The following is an 18690-nucleotide window of genomic DNA, read 5'->3' on the forward strand; positions in this document are numbered from 1 at the left end:
GGCCGTCGTTGATATCGACATCGGTGAAGCTCAAATCGCCGCTGTCGCTGAGCATGCCATTGATGACATCGGCATCCTCGGTCACCGCGCCGCTCATATCGATGCTCAGCACCGGCGCATCATTGGTGCCGGTGATAGTGACGGTGACGGTGTCGGTATCGGTGCCGCCGTTGCCGTCATCGACCGTGACATCAAAGCTCAGGGTGATGGTCTCGCCGACGGCGAGGAACTGCACCAGGCTGTTGGCAATGTCATAGCTCCAACCGGCGTTGTCGACACTGAAGCCGGCGGCCAGTGCATCCTGGGTGGCCTGATCCAGGGCGCCGCCGTTCCAGCTGGCATCGCCGTTATAGCTGCTGCCGACGCTGTGGCTGTCGTTGATATCGACATCGGTGAAGCTCAAATCGCCGCTGTCGCTGAGCATCCCGGCCACGACATCGACATCCTCGGTGACCGCGCCGCTCATATCGATGCTCAGCACAGGTGCGTCATTGGTGCCGGTGATGGTCACAGTGACGGTGTCGGTATCGGTGCCGCCGTTGCCGTCATCGACCGTGACATCAAAGCTTAAGGTGATGGTCTCGCCGACGGCGAGGAACTGCACCAGGCTGTTGGCAATGTCATAGCTCCAGCCGGCGTTGTCGACACTGAAGCCGGCCGCCAGCGCATCCTGGGTGGCTTGATCCAGGGCGCCGCCGCTCCAGAGTACATCGCCGTTATAGCTGCTGCCGACGCTGTGGCTGTCGTTGATGTCGACATCGGTGAAGCTCAAATCGCCGCTGTCGCTGAGCATCCCGGCTACGACATCGACATCCTCGGTGACCGCGCCGCTCATATCGATGCTCAGCACCGGTGCATCATTGGTGCCGGTGATGGTCACTGTGACGGTATCGGTATCAGTGCCGCCGTTGCCGTCATCGACCGTGACATCAAAGCTCAAGGTGATGGTCTCGCCAACGGCGAGGAACTGCACCAGGCTGTTGGCAATGTCATAGCTCCAGCCGGCGTTGTCGACACTGAAGCCGGCCGCCAGCGCATCCTGGGTGGCTTGATCCAGGGCGCCGCCGCTCCAGAGTACATCGCCGTTATAGCTGCTGCCGACGCTGTGGCTGTCGTTGATATCGACATCGGTGAAGCTCAAATCGCCGCTGTCGCTGAGCATCCCGGCCAGCACATCGACATCCTCGGTGACTGCGCCGCTCATGTCGATGCTCAGCACCGGCGCATCATTGGTGCCGGTGATGGTCACCGTCACGGTATCGGTATCAGTGCCGCCGTTGCCGTCATCGACCGTGACATCAAAGCTCAGGGTGATGGTCTCGCCGACGGCGAGGAACTGCACCAGGCTGTTGGCAATGTCATAGCTCCAGCCGGCGTTGTCGACACTGAAGCCGGCCGCCAGCGCATCCTGGGTGGCTTGATCCAGGGCGCCGCCGCTCCAGAGTACATCGCCGTTATAGCTGCTGCCGACGCTGTGGCTGTCGTTGATATCGACATCGGTGAAGCTCAAATCGCCGCTGTCGCTGAGCATCCCGGCCAGCACATCGACATCCTCGGTGACCGCGCCGCTCATGTCGATGCTCAGCACCGGCGCATCATTGGTGCCGGTGATGGTCAGAGTGACGGGTTGTGAATCACTGGCGCCAAAGGCATCGGTGACTGTCAGTGTGAAGCTCAAGGTGATGGTTTCGCCGACGGCGAGAAACTGCACCAGGCTGTTGGCGATATCATAGCTCCAGCCGGAGTTGTCGGCACTGAAGCCAGCAGCCAGGACATCCTGGGTGGCTTGATCCAGGGCGCCGCCGCTCCAGCTCGCATCGCCATTGTAGCTGCTGCTGACAACATGGCTGTCACCAATATCCACATCGGTGAAGCTCAAGCTGCCGCTGTCACTGAGCATACCATTGATGACATCAACATCTTCAGTAATGCTGCCGCTGCTATCAGCGCTGAGAATAGGTGCGTCATTGGTGCCTATGATGGTAATAGTGACCAGTTGTTCGGCGCTGGCGCCATACTCATCTGTCACTGTGACAGTGAAGGTTTCAGTGCGAATATCGCCTTCCAGTAAACCATCAACGGTGGCGTTATCGAGCTGATAATTCCAGGCGCCGGTGGCGGCATCAACACTGAAGCTGCCAAGTGGGCTGTCGGCACTGCCAGACCAAGTCAGATCTGCGCCGTTATCCACATCGCTGGCACTGAGCTGGCCACTGACACCCGGAGTTCCGGGATCGACGCTGCTATCGTCAAATTGACCGGCTTCACGCACAGTGCCGTCGGCATCGCCCTCGCCAGGAGGGTTAATTATCGGGCCATCGTTGGTGCCATTGATAGTCAGAGTGACTAGCTGTGAATCACTGGCGCCAAAGGCATCGGTGACTGTTAGTGTGAAGCTCAAGGTGATGGTTTCGCCGACTGCGAGGAACTGCACCAGGCTGTTGGCAATGTCATAGCTCCAACCAGAGTTGTCGGCACTGAAGCCGGCAGCCAGGGCATCCTGGGTGGCTTGATCCAGGGCGCCGCCGCTCCAGCTTACATCGCCATTGTAGCTGCTGCTGACAACATGGCTGTCACCAATATCCACATCGGTGAAGCTCAGGCTGCCGCTGTCGCTGAGCATGCCATTGATGACATCGGCATCCTCGGTGAGACTGCCGCTGCTATCGGCGCTGAGAATGGGGGCGTCATTGGTACCTATGATGGTAATAGTGACCAATTGCTCGGCGCTGGCGCCAAACTCATCAGTTACAGTAACAGAGAAGGTTTCGGTGCGAATTTCGCCTTCTAGCAGGCCGTCGGCTGCAGCGTTATCGAGCTGATAATTCCAGGCGCCGGTGGCGGCATCTATGCTGAAGCTGCCAAGTGGGCTGTCGGCACTGCCGGACCAAATAAGCACGGCACCGTTGTCCACATCGCTGGCGCTGAGTTGGCCACTGACACTAGGGGTGCCAGGGTCTATGCTGCCGTCATCGAACTGGCCGGCTTCTCGCACAGCACCATCGGCCTCACCCGGCTGGGGGGTGCTGATCACAGGCACATCGTTGGTGCCAGTGATAGTGATAGTCAAGGTCTGGACGCTGGTATCACCATCGGCATCGGTCAGCAGATAGGAGAAGACTTCCGCCAGGGATTCTCCCTGAGCGAGCGCCTGAACCGCTTGTGCTGCAGAATTGATTTGATAGTTGTAACTGCCATCGGCATTGAGGGTCAGCAGGCCGTAGCTGCCTGAAACCTGGCTTTGATTGGATACGGCATTATCAAGGTTGCCGCCACTGCCAGCGGCTGTTACCTGTGCGGTATCACCACCCTGAACATCGTTGTCGAGCAGATTGCCACTAATGGCCAGTAGTGAGTCTTCATCTACACTGTTGATGTCGTCCTGACCGCTTGGAGCGTCATCCAGTACCGAGATGGTAAGGGTATTACCGACACTGTTTCCTTCTAGATCGGTCAATATCAGGTTGAAAGCCTGGGAGAAGTCATCACTTGAGCTGTGGTCAACCGCGGAATTGAGGGTAAAGCTATAGCTGATATTGCCGTTTATCAGGTCAACGGCGTTGATGGTGAGCACGCTGTATTCGGTATTGATACTGACAGGGCCATTAAAAACTCCGCCCGAGACAATAGCAACCCCATCCAGGGTTAAGCTTGCAACGCCGGCCGCGGCACTAAAGCTCAAGTTACCGGTTTGGGTCAAGGCGGCGGGTGATGGAGTGGTTCCTGTTGGCAGGTTGGCATCTGAGAGTGTGGCAGCGCCGCTAGTGAGCGTGGGGCCTGTTAGGGGAAGGTCCTCAAGCAGTGTTTCTTCTTGAGTGGTAATGGCGGTTTGGTCAAAGCCACTGGTGTCGTAGCCTGCGCTGGCCAATAACTCAGACCCGTCCCTGTCTACGGCAACATAGCCGAAATCACCTTGGTTACCGGCTGTTCCGGCCCCGGCTGCGGTAGCAGGCAGATTTGCAGTAGGGTCGTCACCTGCAAGTATCTGAGCCTGCAGTGCGGCTATCTCGGCATCGACTCCACTGTTGGCGAATTGGGCGACATCTGCGGCCGCGCTATCCGGCTGAGGTTGAGCGCTGGGCTGTGCATTTTGCTCTGTCAGCCTTGTACCATCGGCATATTCGATAGTGAAGGTATCGTTTGCGGTGAAGATGATCTCTTCACCATTGCGGATGAGATCCCCGATACTCAAATCGCGGATATTGCCATTTTCGTCCTTGGCCTTGAGTTGCCCAACCAAATTGGTGACAACCGCGTCTTGCTTACTGATTGCGACGCCCATAACTCATACTCCTTTGCACGCAAATACTGACGGCAAGGTCACTCTGTGCTCACGAGCGTCAGCTAAAGGTATTAATTATTAAGTCTGGGGTTGAAACTGAGGCTGTCAAATATGTGACATTGATCGCGGTTGGAAGGTTGTTAAGAGACAATTTGTCCGCTTTGGAGAATCTATCTCGCATTCATGCGGTTACGGTATGTGTGCAGGTAATCTTGTGATGGCTAATAAAAAAGCCACTAAATAAGTGGCTTTTTTATTACGAAAAGGTCTAGCGATTAGTCGCTCTTGGCGGCTTGCTTGTAGCTATTGAAAGCCCCTTGATGATCGGCCAACTGCTCTTGAAGTCTGGCCAAGGCCAGCCAGTATTCTTTACGTGGCAGTAAGTGACACAAGCGTTCCCATGCGGCTCGGGCCAGACTGAATTCACGGCAGAGTTCATGAATTTGGGCCATGCAGTGTTGGTAATCGGCATGGTTCTCTAGCTTGGGTTCCAAGTTCTTCAGCAGTTTCAGGGTTTCACTGTCCTGGGCTTCAAAAACCTTCGGCAAAACTTCAAGTACAGAGGCGCAAGGTTCCTTCTTTAGCGCCTTGTTCAGTAGTTTCAGGGCTTCGTCACGGCGGTTGAAGCTGGCAAGCCCCAAGGCATATTGTGCCATATTGGCTTGTTGGCTGCGTTCTTGGCGGCTAAGCCAGTGCCAACACTTTTCCAGTTCCTGCTCGCTGCGAAGGGCTGCCTGGGCCAGCAAAGCATTATTTACCCTCTGGTTCAGGAGCTCGTATTCTTCATTATCCAGGATCTGCTTTTTGCGCAGCGCCGGCAGTAACAGTTTCAGAGCCTGCCAGTCAAGCTGGCTCTGGTAAAGCTCCAGTGCCAGTTGCAGTACCGGAGCCTTGCTCTTGCTGCTGGGTTGCAGTTTATCCAGCTGCTCGCGGGCCTTTTCCAGCTCGCCTTGCTGCATGTAGTAGCGCACTCTGGTGGTGGTTACCGCCTGGGTCGCCAGTGGCAACTGGGCAGCCTTATTCAGGTAGTCGTCCCGCTCTTCATTCTTGAACTGTCTTTGGGCCGCTCTGGCGGCAGCCAGATAATTGAGAGCCGGCAGTTCACCGGCTTCGGCGCCTTTTTGCATCGCTTTTTCGGCCGCAGGCCAATCCTCTTCTGCCAACGCCAGTGCGCCGGTGAGCGTGTACTTGCGGGCGGCATTGCGGCGCCAGCGCCGCGGCAGGTAACGACTGCTTAATACCAGATTCAGCACAGTGACCAGTAGCCATTCCAGCAACTGCAGTAGAGCAAAGAAGATGATGAGTGCCATAACGGCAAACAGCAGATTGGTTTCCAGCTGCCAGTCCAGAAAGGCGATATAGACATAGCCTGTTTTGCCGGCAAAAAGCGGACTCAGACAGGCACCAGCCAGAATAATCACCAGATAGATGAGTACTCTTATCATAGTTCAGCCCCCGGCATGAGTTCGCCATAGGTGACCAACTGTTTGAGTTGAGCACTGGATTCAAATTTTGTCAGATTGATGGGATCCAGTTGCAGACTGGACAAAGCATTGATTGCAGTCAGCACCTCTTCAGTGCGTGGATCGTCGAGATCGAAATATTGCTGGATCCACTTGCGGGCCATGGCCAATGACTGGCGGTAGTTGAGCTCATCATATTGATAGAGGGCCAGTTGCGACTGCAGCAGCTTATTGCGGATATTCTCGAATAAATACCATTCCTGCTGGGGAGACAGCAGCGGAGTGATATCCGAGCTTATCTTGCGGATAGTGAAGAAATCTTCCTTCAGTGCGCTCCAGGTCTTGGACAGGTTGCTCTGCCAATCACCTATGGAGTCAGACATCTTGTTTTCTGCTTCCGGCTCCATTTGCTGGCTACCGACACGATTGAGTGGCAACTTGTCCAGCTTGGTGATAATGCCATCGAGGGTGAACACTGTACCTGCGATATCGGTATTCTTGATGGCGCTGACCGCCGCCATATCGTTGGCGAGGGCGCGACGCAGAGGCATGAGTGAAGGCTCCTGCATGGCAGCAATACGCTCATCGGCAGCCTGTAACAGGCCGGTTGCCGTTTGCGGATCTTTCTCCAACCACAGTTTACGTCCCGCCATCCGCACCAGATATTCGGCTTCTGCCGCCATCCAATGGTTGGGGTTACGCTGTGCCAGAGTGGCGATACGGGTTTGCATCTGCTGCTGGGCATCGCTCAGTTGTTCTATGGCACCTTGCTGCTGTTGATTTTGCTGCCGGTCGCTTCTCAGTTGCTGCTCCAGTGCCTGCAATCTGGCCTCTGGAGCTTGTTTGACTTGTTCTAGAGTGGTTGCCAGTTGCGCATTGGCGGCTTGCTGTTGCTGCAGTTGCCAAAAGAGATAAGCACCCATGGCGCAGGCCAGCAGTGCCAGCAACAGGCTCAATAGCAGCGTCAGTCTCAGGGGCCATGAGCTGCGCTTGGCTGTCGCCGCTGGGGTTTCTTGCTCTGTGGTACCCAAGGGTTGGGTAGGCAGTGCGGGGGTATCGCTCCCGACTTCTGGCTTACTGTTATCCATTAATGCAGTCCTTTAACGCGACAATAGGGCTGGAAATCGGGAGGGGGGAAAACTAGAGCCTCAATGCCTTGAGTACGGCTTTACTGTTGGCTGCCGTGGCATCGGTCACTTGAGTTAATCCGGCGACCACTGCCTTATCTACCACCCGAATACTGGGAACTATAATATGACATGCTTGCAGCCAAGCAAAATACTCTTTTGGCAGCAGTCGGATAAGGTTCATCAGGCTCTCGGCGCTGCTGAGTACTATGGTATCTATTCCAAAGTCTTGCCATTCCTTGACCAGTTGTACTGCATCATAGGCAGGACAAGTGCGGCGGTAGACTTCCCAGAATTGAACCGACGCCCCATATTGCTGGAGTGTTTGTCCCAGTACTTCCCGGCCACCGTTGCCGCGAATAATAACCACTTTCTTGTGTTTTACCGCTTCGGGTTGCAAACCCGGCAGGGTTAACAGGCCTTCAGTCTGTTGATTGTCATCCGGCGCTTTATGGCCCCGGATGCCATACTGTGCAAAGGCCTCGAAAGTGGCTTCGCCGACGGCAAAATATTGAATATGTGACGGCCAGGGAGCATTGAGTGCCTGAGTACCGAAATGCACCGCATTGGTGCTGACAAACACAATAATGTCGGCATCAAGGACCTCGGCAGGGGAAATACCTTTATCCTCCATGGCCTCAACAGCCAAGAGAGGGGTCACCATAAAAGGTATGCCCCTTTCTGTCAGCGCCTGTTCCATGGCGTGATTGCGCCCCTCGGGGCGCGTCAACAACACTCTCATGGTGCCGCCTTGTTATTTGCCGTAAACGGCATCCAATATGGTTTTGGCGCCTTTGCTCAGCAGTTCTTCTGCCAGGGCGTTACCCAGGGCTACGGCCTCGTCTTGGTGACCGCTGACTTGACCTGTGATCACCTCGGAGCCATCCGGATTACCTACCAAGCCTCTGAGGCTCAGTTGTTCGCCCTGGATTTCGGCATAGGCACCAATGGGGACCTGGCAACCCCCTTCCAAACGAGTATTCATGGCCCGTTCTGCCAGTACGCGATAGCGGGTTTCTTTATGCTCAAGCGGTGCCAACAAGGCTTTTACCCGCTCATCGTCGGTGCGACATTCGATGCCCACAGCGCCCTGGCCGTTGGCCGGCAGTGATTCTTCGGCGCTGATAAAGCTGGCGATACGCTCTGATAATTTCAAGCGGATAAGCCCGGCAGCAGCCAGAATGATGGCATCATATTCACCGGCATCCAGTTTACCCAGACGGGTTCCCACGTTGCCGCGCAGATCTTTGATGATAAGGTCCGGGCGACGTGCTCTGAGCTGACATTGACGACGCAGGCTTGAAGTACCCACAACCGCGCCTTGAGGCAGTTCATCTATACTCTTGTAGCTGTTGGAAACGAAGGCATCACGGGGATCTTCACGTTCGCAGATCACTTCCAGCCCCAGCCCTTCGGGAAACTCAACCGGCACATCTTTCATGGAATGCACAGCGATATCCGCCTGGTCTTCCAGCATGGCGACTTCCAGCTCTTTAACGAACAGCCCCTTGCCGCCCACTTTGGCCAGAGGAGTATCCAGGATGACATCACCCTTGGTGCTCATTGGCAGCAGTTCTACTGTCAGCCCGGGGTGAATGCGTTCCAGCTCGGCTTTGACAAATTCTGCCTGCCACATGGCGAGAGGGCTTTTACGTGTTGCTATGCGAATGCGATTTTCTGACATGCCAATCTTTTCCGTGAGAGTACGTTAAATGCGCCAATGCTAACATTGCCCATTGGAGAATGGCACCGAACGCTGCTCAATCTTTGAAGTGGGCACGTTAAATTTTCGCCAAATAGTGTGATCTTGATCTCATTACTTGCCTGCTACCTTAAAAGTGTTAGCATGATCATCTAACTGGTTCAGGGATAGTGAAATTCGGATGATCGAGCGTCAGCGACAATACGCCGAATACGCCGAGCGCCTCAATCGAGTGCGTTTGGCCCGTGCTCAGGCGCTGTTTTCCCCACTGCAAAGGCATCTGTTTAACCTGATCCCTCTGTTGTTGCATCAGCATCACAACCGCTTGCCCGGATACAACGGCCCCATGACGCCCTGCGGTATCAAGGGGTTCCACCACTCTGTCGAGCTCAAAGAATCGCTCGCTACTCTCAAGTTGCCACTGCTCGAAGACTCACAGCATGCCAGTCCTGTACTGGAAGGGGTTTACGTAATGGGCAGCACCGCCAGTTTTGGCCAGAACCCCAAGAGTGATGTAGATGTCTGGTTGGTCTATGACGCCGGGCTAACCCAGGAGGAAGTGGAACTGCTGCGGGAGAAGAGCCTAAAACTCACCCGCTGGTTTGCCGGCTTTCAATTCGAGGTGAACTTTTATCTGGTACACCCGCGGCAGTTTTGCCGTGATGACACTTGCTATCAGGACGCCGAATGGGAGCTATTGGGGCATGAACACAGCGGCAGCGCCCAGCATTGGTTGCTGTTGGAAGAGTTCTATCGCAGTCATATCCGCCTGGCCGGCAAGACTGTCGCCTGGTGGCCCAATGCCCAGCCCTGTAATGACTTTCTGTTCCTTGGGGATGTGCACCAACTGCCGGCCAATGAGTATTTTGGTGCCTCTTTATGGCAGCTCTATAAAGGTCTGGACAAGCCACACAAGGCCCTGCTCAAGGTGCTGCTGCTGGAAGCCTATGCCAGTAATTATCCACAAACCAATCTGGTCAGCGAATGGGTGTGGTTGAGAACTCTGGCCGGTGACTTTTCCAATGCCAACGATGCCTATCTGCTCCTGTATCAATATATCGAATCTTATCTGCTTAAAGTGGGAGACGAGCGTCGGCTGGAGATAGTGCGCCGCTGCTTTTACCTCAAATGTGGTATCAGGCTCAGTGATGTCGAGCAGTGTCACGATTGGCGCTACCACAAGCTCAAGCAGTTGGTTGAACAGTGGGAATGGCCCCAGAGCCTGCTGACCACCCTGGATGATTGTGAACACTGGCACAGTGGCCAGTTGCAGTGGTTCAACGCCCAGCTCAACGAGTTGATGTTGGCCAGCTACCAGACCCTGCTGCATTTCGCTTCGACCCACAGGCTGAGCGAGTACTTTAAAGTGGAAGATTTGGGGCTGCTGACCCGTAAGCTGCACACCTATTTCAGTGAGGACAAGCAGCAGATCCTGCGGCTCAACCGGCTTTGGAGTCAGTCGCTGGCAGAGCCGAATCTGACTATAGTCCGCAGCGAGCAGGATGGTCGCTGTCATCTCTATCGTCTGTCACCTGAGCCGCGGCAGTTTATGGGCGAAGTGGCCATCTATCAGGCCGATAATGCCGCCTCCTTGATGATTTGGGCTTGTCTCAATGGGGTGGCCACTGTCAATAGCCGCTGGTTTGAATACGGCGCGGGTCGTCTGCGGTGCCGGCGTCTTAACCAGGTGGCTGAACGGCTACTGCCTTACACCGAAGACAAGAAGTGGCGGGTGTCGAAACTGGATCTGTGCCAGCCTTGGCATTATCGCAAATTGGTGTGGATCCTCAATCTGGAGCAGGATCCCAGCGAGCATTGGCAGGGCCAGACCTTGATGCTGGAACTCATGGGCAGCAACCTGCTGGCGACAGGAAAACCGGCAACCAGTTTACTGGGGTCGGTGCAACTGATGAGCCTCAACTCCTGGGGGGAATGGCATTGTCACAGCTTTGTCGGTGAGCAGGCGCTATTGGAGGCCATCGCCTTTGCCACTCCAGGCATGAGAAGGGCGCCACAACAGGTGGCCTTCGATGTCGTCAGTGCTTCGCAAAAGCTGCAGTCCCAGCTGGAACAAACTGTAGTGGATATTCTCAAGCAGGTGCACCGACTGATAAAAGATGCCTGTCCGTCAAAGACCCTGGTGCAGCCACTGCAACTGGGTGAAAAGAAATATGGCCTGTTTTTCGATGCCAAGGGCATGAGTTACCGGGATCTCAGCGATGTGAAGTCCCTCTATCGTCAGTTGGCCAGGGGCGAGTTACAGAGTTTGCCAAGGCCTGAGCTTGCCAATGACCCTTGGGTCAAGGTGCCTGAGGTTATCCAAAATTATGCGGTGAAAGGGGTGATACAGTATTTTCTGCGCAGCCGGGAAGACGAGTTGGATGTGTTCGTACTGGATGAAGGAAATGGCTTGAGCCACTATGTGCACAGCAATCCGGATGTCAGTGAATTGGTCAATACCGTTACCCAGCATTACGCCTTTGGCGAAGTCCTGAGCCTTAAAAATCACTTCAACTTTCCGCAGTTTTTCCGCCTGGTGCGCCAGAGTGGTAATCTGGATGTGGTGCCTTTCGGGGTCACGGCAAGGGCGGCGCAGACAGAGTTCTGACCGCCCCTAAATCATCAGAACGACAGTTCTATTCCGCCCTGGCGGCTGATGGACTCTCTGACGAAGGGCATAAATTCGCCGCCGTTGCGCTCATCTATCCATTTACCGTCGACATAGCCAAAGTGATAACCACCGAAACGGGTTGCTACCCAGATCTGGTGCAGCGGCTCCTGCTTGTTGATCACGATTTTGGAGCTGTCGGCGAACTCGAGTTGCAGCACGTTGCCTGAAGCGTCGATATCAACATCGGCATCCTGCTCATCGATTGCATTCTCAATTGCGGTTTCTATCCGGTCGAACATTTCATCGGCGAGCTGATGATATTCGGTATCTGTCATTGCCATGGAATATCTGTCCTTTGCTTTCATCAAGATGAATGCGATTATAAGGCTAATGTAATCCTGCTGCCCAGATGTTGAGTAAAATGAGACTGTTTTTATCCCTGATGCTTGCTAGCCTGTTGCTGCTTGGTTGTGGTCAAAAAGGCGCGCTATACAAGAGCCCGGATCTGCCGGACAACCAATCCCAGGCGGAACAAACCGAGCAACCCCAGCAATCGACAGAGGAAAACTAATTGGATCATTTTCAGTATCAAGCTCAGGCTCTGTATGCCGAAGACTGTGCCGTGGCCGATTTGGCGGCTCAATATGGTACGCCTTTGTATGTTTATTCGCGGGCGACACTGGAGCGCCATTGGCATGCCTTTGACAGAGCCGTGGCCTCTCATCCGCACCTTATCTGCTATGCGGTCAAGGCAAACTCCAATCTGGCGGTGCTCAATGTGTTGGCGCGTCTTGGAAGTGGCTTTGATATTGTCTCAGGCGGAGAACTGACCCGGGTAATCACCGCAGGTGGCGATCCGGCCAAGGTGGTGTTTTCCGGTGTTGGCAAGACAGCGGCGGAAATGAAACTGGCACTGGAGTTGGGCATATATTGCTTCAATGTTGAATCCCGCGCCGAGCTTGAACTGCTTAACGAAGTGGCAGGCTCTTTGGGTAAACAGGCGCCAGTTTCCTTGCGGATCAACCCGGATGTAGATGCCGGTACTCACCCCTATATCTCTACCGGCCTGAAAGAAAACAAGTTCGGTATCGCCATGGATGAAGCCGAGGAAGCCTTCCTGCAGGTGCAATCCTTGCCGCACCTGGCCATCAAGGGCGCCGACTGCCATATCGGCTCACAGCTTACTGAACTCAGGCCGTTTCTCGATGCTATGGATAGAATGCTGGCATTGATCGATAGACTGGCAGAAAAAGGCATAGTGATTGAGCATCTTGACGTGGGCGGTGGCCTGGGGGTCACTTATGATGAAGAAACCCCGCCACAACCGGACAAGTATGCCGCCGCATTGCTCGAGCGTCTGGGTGAACGACCACTGAAGCTAATTTTCGAACCGGGCAGGGCGATTGCCGCCAATGCCGGGATCTTTGTCACCCAGGTATTGTTCCAGAAAGAGAATGCGGGCAAGCATTTTGCGATAGTGGACGGTGCCATGAATGACCTTATCCGCCCGTCACTCTACAGTGCCTGGCAGCAGATTATCCCGGTGCAGCCAAGAGAGGGTGAAAGCCGGGAATACGACATAGTCGGCCCCGTGTGTGAAACCGGGGATTTTCTGGGTAAATCGCGCGCCTTGGTGCTGCAAGCCCACGACCTGCTGGCGGTGCGTTCCAGCGGTGCTTATGGCTTTGTGATGTCCTCCAACTACAACACCCGTCCGCGAGCGGCTGAAGTCATGGTCGATGGCAGTGAACATTATCTGGTGCGTGAACGGGAAAAGCTGGAACAACTGTGGCAAGGTGAGCACTTGCTGCCGTAAACTAGTGTGAGTACTTTCCCGCTGTAGGCGTTGGAACCTAGGAGTAATCTTGATCCACTTCACTAAGATGCATGGTCTGGGCAACGACTTTATGGTCGTCGATGGCGTGACTCAGAATGTGTACTTTTCGCCGGAGCAGATCCGGCGCCTGGCCGACCGCAACTTCGGTATCGGCTTCGATCAACTGCTGCTGGTCGAGCCGCCCTATGATCCGGATCTGGACTTTCATTATCGTATCTTCAATGCCGATGGCAGCGAGGTCGAACAGTGCGGCAACGGCGCCCGCTGCTTTGCCCGCTTTGTTCGCAACAAGGGCCTGACTCAGAAATACAAGATCAAGGTCAGCACCTCATCCGGCAAGATGACCCTGCGCCTGGAGCGCGATGGCAATGTCACCGTCAATATGGGCGTACCTATCTTGGATCCGGCGCGGATCCCCTTCAAGGCCAAAAAGGCCGAAAAGACCTACCTTTTGCCAACCGAAGGGCAAACCTTCCTCTGCGGTGCAGTCTCCATGGGTAACCCCCACTGCGTGCTGGAAGTCGAGGATGTGGCTGCCACAGATGTCGATGTTATTGGCGCGCAGCTGACCAATCACGAACGCTTCCCCAAAGGGGTCAATGTCGGCTTTATGCAGGTGCTCAACAAGGGCCATATCAAGCTCAGGGTTTATGAGCGCGGCGCCGCTGAAACCCTGGCCTGTGGCAGTGGTGCCTGTGCGGCTGCTGTGGTGGGCCAATTGCAGGGCAAGCTGGGCAACACTGTGCAGGTCGACCTGCCCGGCGGCACCCTGACAATCAAATGGGACGGTGAGGGCAAGCCGTTGTGGATGACAGGCCCGGCCGAACAGGTATACGACGGACAGATACAGATATGACAGACGCCAAAGCTAAGCTCAATCCACCTTTTGATGAGCAGATCATCCGTGAATATCTGTTGGATAACCCGGAGTTTTTCTGCCGTCACCCCGAGCTGCTGTTGGCTATGCGTCTGCCCCACGGCGAGCGTGGCACAGTTTCTCTGGTAGAGCGGCGGCAGGAACTGCTGCGCAGCCGGGTACAACAGCTGGAAGAGGAGATCACCGCGCTGCTTGGCATGGCCAGCCGCAATGAGAAAATCTTCCGCTTCAACACTCAGCTTTCATTGAAGTTACTCGATTGCGAAGATATGGGCGAACTGAGACAGGTGCTGTGCGCCGAGCTTAAAGAAGCCTTTAACTTTAGCCATGTCCGCCTGATTACCGTGCATGATATCGACTCAGAACTCTCGGCCATCTGGCGTAAGCGCCTGCAGCACGGCTATTACTTTGGTCGCCTGACCAAGGAGGAGTCCAAGCGTTTGTTCGGCTCTGAAGTCGGCTCAGTGTCCCTGGCACGGCTGTCGGAACAAAATGGCCAGGTGATCTTTGCTATCGCCAGTGCCGATGTAACTCACTTCCATCCGGAGATGGACAATATGCTGCTGGATCAGTTGCGGCAGCTGTTGGACCATCTGCTGCCCAAGCTCTGATGGCCGTTAAACAGGATTCTCCCTGGCTTAGCCGCTTCGAGCGCCATCTCAGTGCCGAGCGTCAGCTGTCTCCTTACACAGCCCGCAACTATCTGCGCGAACTGCAACGGGTTGCCGGGCTGTTGCCGCAGGATATTGATTGGGACCAGGTAACCGATCCCCAGTTGAGTGCTGTGTTGGCCAAGTTACATCGCCAGGGGCTTAGCCCCCGCTCTTTGTCTCTGTGCCTGTCGGCGGTCAAGCAGTTCTACGAATTTCTGCTGCTCGAAGAGCTGGTCAAGAGTAATCCCGCCCGGCAACTGAGCGCCCCAAAACAGAATAAGCCGCTGCCCAAAAATCTCGACGCCGATAGCATCAGTCATCTGCTGGATATTGAGGTGACAGATCCCCTCAGCGCCCGTGACAAGGCGATGATGGAGCTGTGTTACTCCTCAGGGCTGCGTCTGGCCGAGTTGGCCTCGCTGGATGTGCCGCAACTGGATTTCGCCCAGCAGCAAATCAAGGTGATGGGTAAAGGTGGCAAGGAACGGCTGCTGCCTGTGGGCTCGGTCGCCATTGCCGCATTGCAACAATGGCTGGATTACCGCCGGGATATTCCCTGTGAAGATCAGGCGCTATTCGTGACCGCCAAGGGCAAGCGCTTGGCGCATCGCAGTATTCAGGCGCGCATGGCGCGCTGGGGGCAGGAGCAGGTGTTATCCGCCAGGGTGCATCCCCACAAGCTCAGGCATTCCTTCGCGACCCATATGCTTGAGTCCAGCGGCGACTTGCGGGCGGTGCAGGAGCTGCTGGGACACGCCAATCTGGCGACCACCCAAATATATACCAGTCTGGACTTTCAGCATCTGGCCAAGGTGTATGACGGCGCTCACCCCAGAGCCAAAAAGGACAAGTGATGCAGGTGTTTCTTCGCCCCGGCGCTATCGAAGCCATCAGTTTTGATCTTGACGATACCCTCTATGATAACCGGCCAATTATCGCCGCCGCCGAAGGCGCATTGCTCGAGTGGCTGGCCAAAGAGTACCCCCGGAGCGGTAATTGGCAGGCCGCAGGCTGGCGGGCGTTGAAGCGCCAGCTCTTGCTGCAGCAAGCCGAGCTGACCCATGACACCAGTGCCGCGCGATTGGCGCTATTGCAAACCGGGCTGGAGATGCTGGGATATGATAAGCACAAGGCAAAGCTTGGCGCGAAAGCGGGTCTGGCCTTGTTCCTTGAGCGGCGCAGTGACTTTAAGGTGTCACAGGAAGTGCTCGCCTTACTTTCGCAATTGGCTGAGCGATTTCGCCTGGTCGGGATCACCAATGGCAATGTGGATGCCGGCAGAATTGGCCTGGGAGAGATGTTTGAGTTTGTGCTGCATCCGGGCAATGGTGTCAGACGTAAACCCTGGGGGGATATGTTCCAGTTGGCCGCCGAGCGCCTGGCTTTACCCTCTGAGGCGCTGCTGCATGTCGGCGACCACCCGCTGACAGATGTCGAAGGTGCCCGTAAGGCCGGCTGTCAGGCTGCCTGGCTCAATCCGGCGTTTGCCGGTGATAACTGCAGAGCAGCCAACACCCTGCTGCCTCACATTCGGCTCCATTCTCTGAGTGAATTGGCACTTCTATTGTGATTTTGTTGCGTTTTTGTGTTTTCTGAGTAGATTGGCTGCGCCCGGCCGGGCTGTAACCATCTCTATGGATAAGAAGAAAATGACAAAACGACTCGCCATACTACTGCTTACATCTTTTTTGGGGCTCAGTGCTTGCTCCATCAAACAACAGGTCGATCCTGTGGCACTGCATCAAGATGCAGGCCTCTGTATTCTGGAAAACCCACAGGTCAGGGAAGGTTTCTTGCAGGAAGTGGAGAAGGTGCTGCGTGAAAAACAGATACGCTATCGACTGGTTCAAGAGTTAAACGCCGCCGAACAATGTGATTGGACTGCAACCTACAGTGCGAATTGGGCATGGGACTTGGCGCTTTATATGGTATACGCCGAGATTAAGGTGTATCACCAGGGTAGACTCGATGGTCAGGCTATCTATGATGCTCGGATGGGTGTAGCCAATATGAACAAGTTCATTGATGCCGAACCTAAGATCCGTGAACTGATCAATCAATTGATCCAACAGAAACAGGCGCGTGTTTCCTGGGCACAGCCACTGACTCTGGCTCCCTGAAACAATTTCTCACCATTAAAGCGTGCATCAAAGCGCGCTTTTTTAGTTTCTTATCATTTTTTTAACATCGACTTGGTGCTAGTGTATAGCTCCTTGCCGTTGTGCTCTGAGGTTTAACCTATGCCATCCCGAATAATCATGCTGTTGTTGTTGCTGTTGAGCCTGCCGGTCTCAGCACACGAGCTGCATGCGGATGGTGGTTTCTGGGATGGTTTCAATCACCCTGTATTGGGGTTCGATCATCTGTTGGCCATGCTCAGTGTCGGTATTCTCAGTACCCAGTTGGGGCGCAGTGCCATCTGGTCTGTACCTTTGGCATTTCTGTTTTTCATGACCCTGGGCGCGGTTGCCGGTATGTCACTCATGCCGATCCCTTTTGTTGAATCGGGTATTGCCCTGTCGGTATTGCTGCTGGGGCTTGCCATTGCGCTCAACCGTGAGATGCCCATCTCTTTTGCCATGGCCTTTGTCGGCGTCTTTGCCTTGTTTCACGGTCATGCTCACGGCGTTGAAATGCCTGAGTTGGCCAGGCCAAGCATTTATGCCATGGGCTTTTTGTTGGGAACGGCGGCCATTCATGTTGCTGGGGTGATCATCGGCAGTTTGATAAACCCGGATGGCAAGCGCAAACGTGTGGTGCAACTCATGGGCTCAGTTATCGCTCTGGTGGGAAGCTATTTGACTCTGGAACTCTGGCTGGCTTGAACACTGTGTCTCTGTTTGCGTCTTAGCATGCGTTTCACCTGCGCCGGACTGGCGCGCATATCGGCATCTCCGACCCTGATATAGGTGCCACCAATTGCTTCTGTCCCCAGATAGACGGGCTGCTGACTGTAGTCGGCTTGGGGAACCCGAAAGCGGATCAACTGCTTACCGGCCAGTTCTATCAGCTGAATGTCGGCCGGGCCAAGAATATTGGCGCTGATCTTTTGTGAATTGTTGAGTATCTTCCAGGCTTCATCGATAAGGGGCCTGGGTTCGGCTATTCCTTCGATAAAAAACTCGCCCTTTTCCTCCCTGACACCAAGAATGATCTCGCCGCCATTGGTATTGGCAAAGGCGCTGTAGCTTTCCCACAGCGCCAGCGGTAGCGCACCCTTGCCATGGCGTCCGGCGGCGAGCTTGAACTCCACCGCGGCGGACTCACGCAGATTTTCAATATCGTCCAGAATGAAACCTGTAGCCGGCATGACTGACTCCTTGTTTACTGCTGTTACTGCAGTTGTAGCAAGTCAGCCAGGATTTGAACAGCCCTCAGTCCACCAGTGCCAGGGCTTTGGGAAACAAGAGGTTATTTTCCAGGTGGATGTGGCGGTGCAGATCGGCTTCAAACTCGGCCAGGGTGGCATAACATACCCGCCAGGTAGTGCAGGCATGCTCAGGGGCCTGGTAGTGATTGGTCAACTGCTGCAGCTTGGCCAGAATTTGCCCTGCCTCATCATGCTCATATTCCATTGCCCGGATAGGATTGCCTATATGGCCGAAACAGGCGTTGAACTCTTGCCCTTGACTCAGGGCACGAATGGCCGGAAACAGTATCTGTTCCTCTTTTTGCAGGTGGGGCAAGAGGTCATCCATCAGGGCGCGGATCCAACCGGCCAAGGGTTTGATCTCTTCATAATGCTCACCGTGGGCTCGCACCATCTTCTGGGCATATTCCAGCAGCAGCGGTGCGGTATCGCGTATGTACTTGTGGTGGGTCGCTTCGATATGGTCGATAAGCTCACCAAGTGGCAATTTGGCCAAGGCATCGTCCGGCGTGCCCTCTGCGGCCAGTTGGCTCAGGGCGTGCAACACCTCGGTGGGCTCGGCGCCGGCTCGCTCGCAGGCCGATGCCAGTGAACGGCCACCGCCACAGCAAAAGTCGATACCAAAACGGCTGAAAACATGGGCGTTACGGAAGTCTTCGGCGACCAGTTCGCCGACTCTGCGTTCGAGGGAGATTTGCGCTGACATAGGATGCTCTCTGTATTATCAATTTACATGCATAATAAAAGCATCTTTAATTTTAGCCAAGC

17 protein-coding genes are annotated in these 18690 nt (G+C 54.9%); 9 read left to right on the forward strand and 8 right to left on the reverse strand.

The window, feature by feature from the left end; all coding sequences use genetic code 11:
* The 5 genes from ON072_RS03210 to hemC all read right to left on the reverse strand — a co-directional run.
* On the reverse strand, positions 1-4282 hold a 4282-nt coding region (locus ON072_RS03210), incomplete at its 3' end, for a retention module-containing protein (protein WP_274625944.1).
* Between the two features lie 275 nt (positions 4283-4557).
* Positions 4558-5727 carry a heme biosynthesis HemY N-terminal domain-containing protein gene (locus ON072_RS03215; protein WP_025011361.1) on the reverse strand — a complete coding sequence of 390 codons (1170 nt, stop codon included), beginning with the start codon at positions 5725-5727 and terminating at the stop codon, positions 4558-4560.
* On the reverse strand, positions 5724-6833 hold the full coding sequence (locus tag ON072_RS03220; RefSeq protein ID WP_144226281.1) for a uroporphyrinogen-III C-methyltransferase: 1110 nt from the start codon (positions 6831-6833) through the stop codon (positions 5724-5726). Before ON072_RS03220 ends, ON072_RS03215 begins: the two co-directional genes overlap by 4 nt.
* A 52-nt stretch (positions 6834-6885) precedes the next feature.
* Positions 6886-7614 carry a uroporphyrinogen-III synthase gene (locus ON072_RS03225; protein WP_025889834.1) on the reverse strand — a complete coding sequence of 243 codons (729 nt, stop codon included), beginning with the start codon at positions 7612-7614 and terminating at the stop codon, positions 6886-6888.
* A 12-nt stretch (positions 7615-7626) separates the two neighbouring features.
* On the reverse strand, positions 7627-8556 hold the full coding sequence (gene hemC / locus ON072_RS03230) for a hydroxymethylbilane synthase (protein ID WP_025011358.1): 930 nt from the start codon (positions 8554-8556) through the stop codon (positions 7627-7629).
* A gap of 202 nt (positions 8557-8758) precedes the next feature.
* Between hemC and ON072_RS03235 the strand changes: the two genes are divergently transcribed.
* Entirely contained in the window at positions 8759-11182 is a 2424-nt protein-coding gene (locus tag ON072_RS03235) for a class I adenylate cyclase (protein WP_274625967.1), read from the forward strand.
* A 14-nt stretch (positions 11183-11196) separates the two neighbouring features.
* Here ON072_RS03235 and cyaY read toward each other — a convergent pair whose 3' ends face one another.
* Positions 11197-11526 carry an iron donor protein CyaY gene (gene cyaY, locus ON072_RS03240; protein ID WP_025011356.1) on the reverse strand — a complete coding sequence of 110 codons (330 nt, stop codon included), beginning with the start codon at positions 11524-11526 and terminating at the stop codon, positions 11197-11199.
* An 80-nt stretch (positions 11527-11606) separates the two neighbouring features.
* On the opposite strand from cyaY, the gene lptM reads away from it, so the two are divergent.
* The 8 genes from lptM (at position 11607) to ON072_RS03280 (ending at position 17377) form a co-directional block, all read left to right on the forward strand.
* Positions 11607-11756, forward strand: a complete 150-nt coding sequence (lptM, locus tag ON072_RS03245) for an LPS translocon maturation chaperone LptM (RefSeq protein WP_162887842.1) — start codon at positions 11607-11609, stop codon at positions 11754-11756.
* Positions 11757-13001, forward strand: a complete 1245-nt coding sequence (gene lysA / locus ON072_RS03250; RefSeq protein ID WP_071238619.1) for a diaminopimelate decarboxylase — start codon at positions 11757-11759, stop codon at positions 12999-13001.
* A 49-nt stretch (positions 13002-13050) separates the two neighbouring features.
* Positions 13051-13878, forward strand: coding sequence for a diaminopimelate epimerase (dapF, locus tag ON072_RS03255; protein WP_025889830.1), 828 nt, complete (start codon positions 13051-13053; stop codon positions 13876-13878).
* On the forward strand, positions 13875-14510 hold the full coding sequence (locus ON072_RS03260; RefSeq protein WP_025011355.1) for a DUF484 family protein: 636 nt from the start codon (positions 13875-13877) through the stop codon (positions 14508-14510). Before dapF ends, ON072_RS03260 begins: the two co-directional genes overlap by 4 nt.
* Entirely contained in the window at positions 14510-15406 is an 897-nt protein-coding gene (gene xerC / locus ON072_RS03265; protein WP_025889829.1) for a tyrosine recombinase XerC, read from the forward strand. The genes ON072_RS03260 and xerC overlap by 1 nt, the downstream gene beginning before the upstream one ends.
* Positions 15406-16122 (forward strand): HAD-IA family hydrolase, encoded by a 717-nt coding sequence (locus ON072_RS03270; protein WP_274625945.1) that lies wholly within the window; start codon positions 15406-15408, stop codon positions 16120-16122. The genes xerC and ON072_RS03270 overlap by 1 nt, the downstream gene beginning before the upstream one ends.
* Positions 16123-16201: 79 nt before the next feature.
* Entirely contained in the window at positions 16202-16672 is a 471-nt protein-coding gene (locus ON072_RS03275; RefSeq protein ID WP_274625946.1) for an Sbal_3080 family lipoprotein, read from the forward strand.
* Positions 16673-16792: 120 nt separating this feature from the next.
* Complete coding sequence (locus ON072_RS03280; protein ID WP_274625947.1) at positions 16793-17377, forward strand: HupE/UreJ family protein; 585 nt, start codon at positions 16793-16795, stop codon at positions 17375-17377.
* Here the strand turns inward: ON072_RS03280 and ON072_RS03285 are convergent.
* Together ON072_RS03285 and ric are read right to left on the reverse strand one after the other, a co-directional pair.
* Positions 17347-17862, reverse strand: coding sequence for an AlbA family DNA-binding domain-containing protein (locus ON072_RS03285; protein WP_028781403.1), 516 nt, complete (start codon positions 17860-17862; stop codon positions 17347-17349). The two genes, ON072_RS03280 and ON072_RS03285, sit on opposite strands and share 31 nt — an antisense overlap.
* A 64-nt stretch (positions 17863-17926) precedes the next feature.
* Positions 17927-18628, reverse strand: coding sequence for an iron-sulfur cluster repair di-iron protein (gene ric / locus ON072_RS03290; RefSeq protein WP_044735343.1), 702 nt, complete (start codon positions 18626-18628; stop codon positions 17927-17929).
* Positions 18629-18690 lie beyond the last annotated feature (62 nt).

The organism is Shewanella sp. K8 (assembly GCF_028823715.1).
GTDB lineage: Bacteria > Pseudomonadota > Gammaproteobacteria > Enterobacterales > Shewanellaceae > Shewanella > Shewanella algae.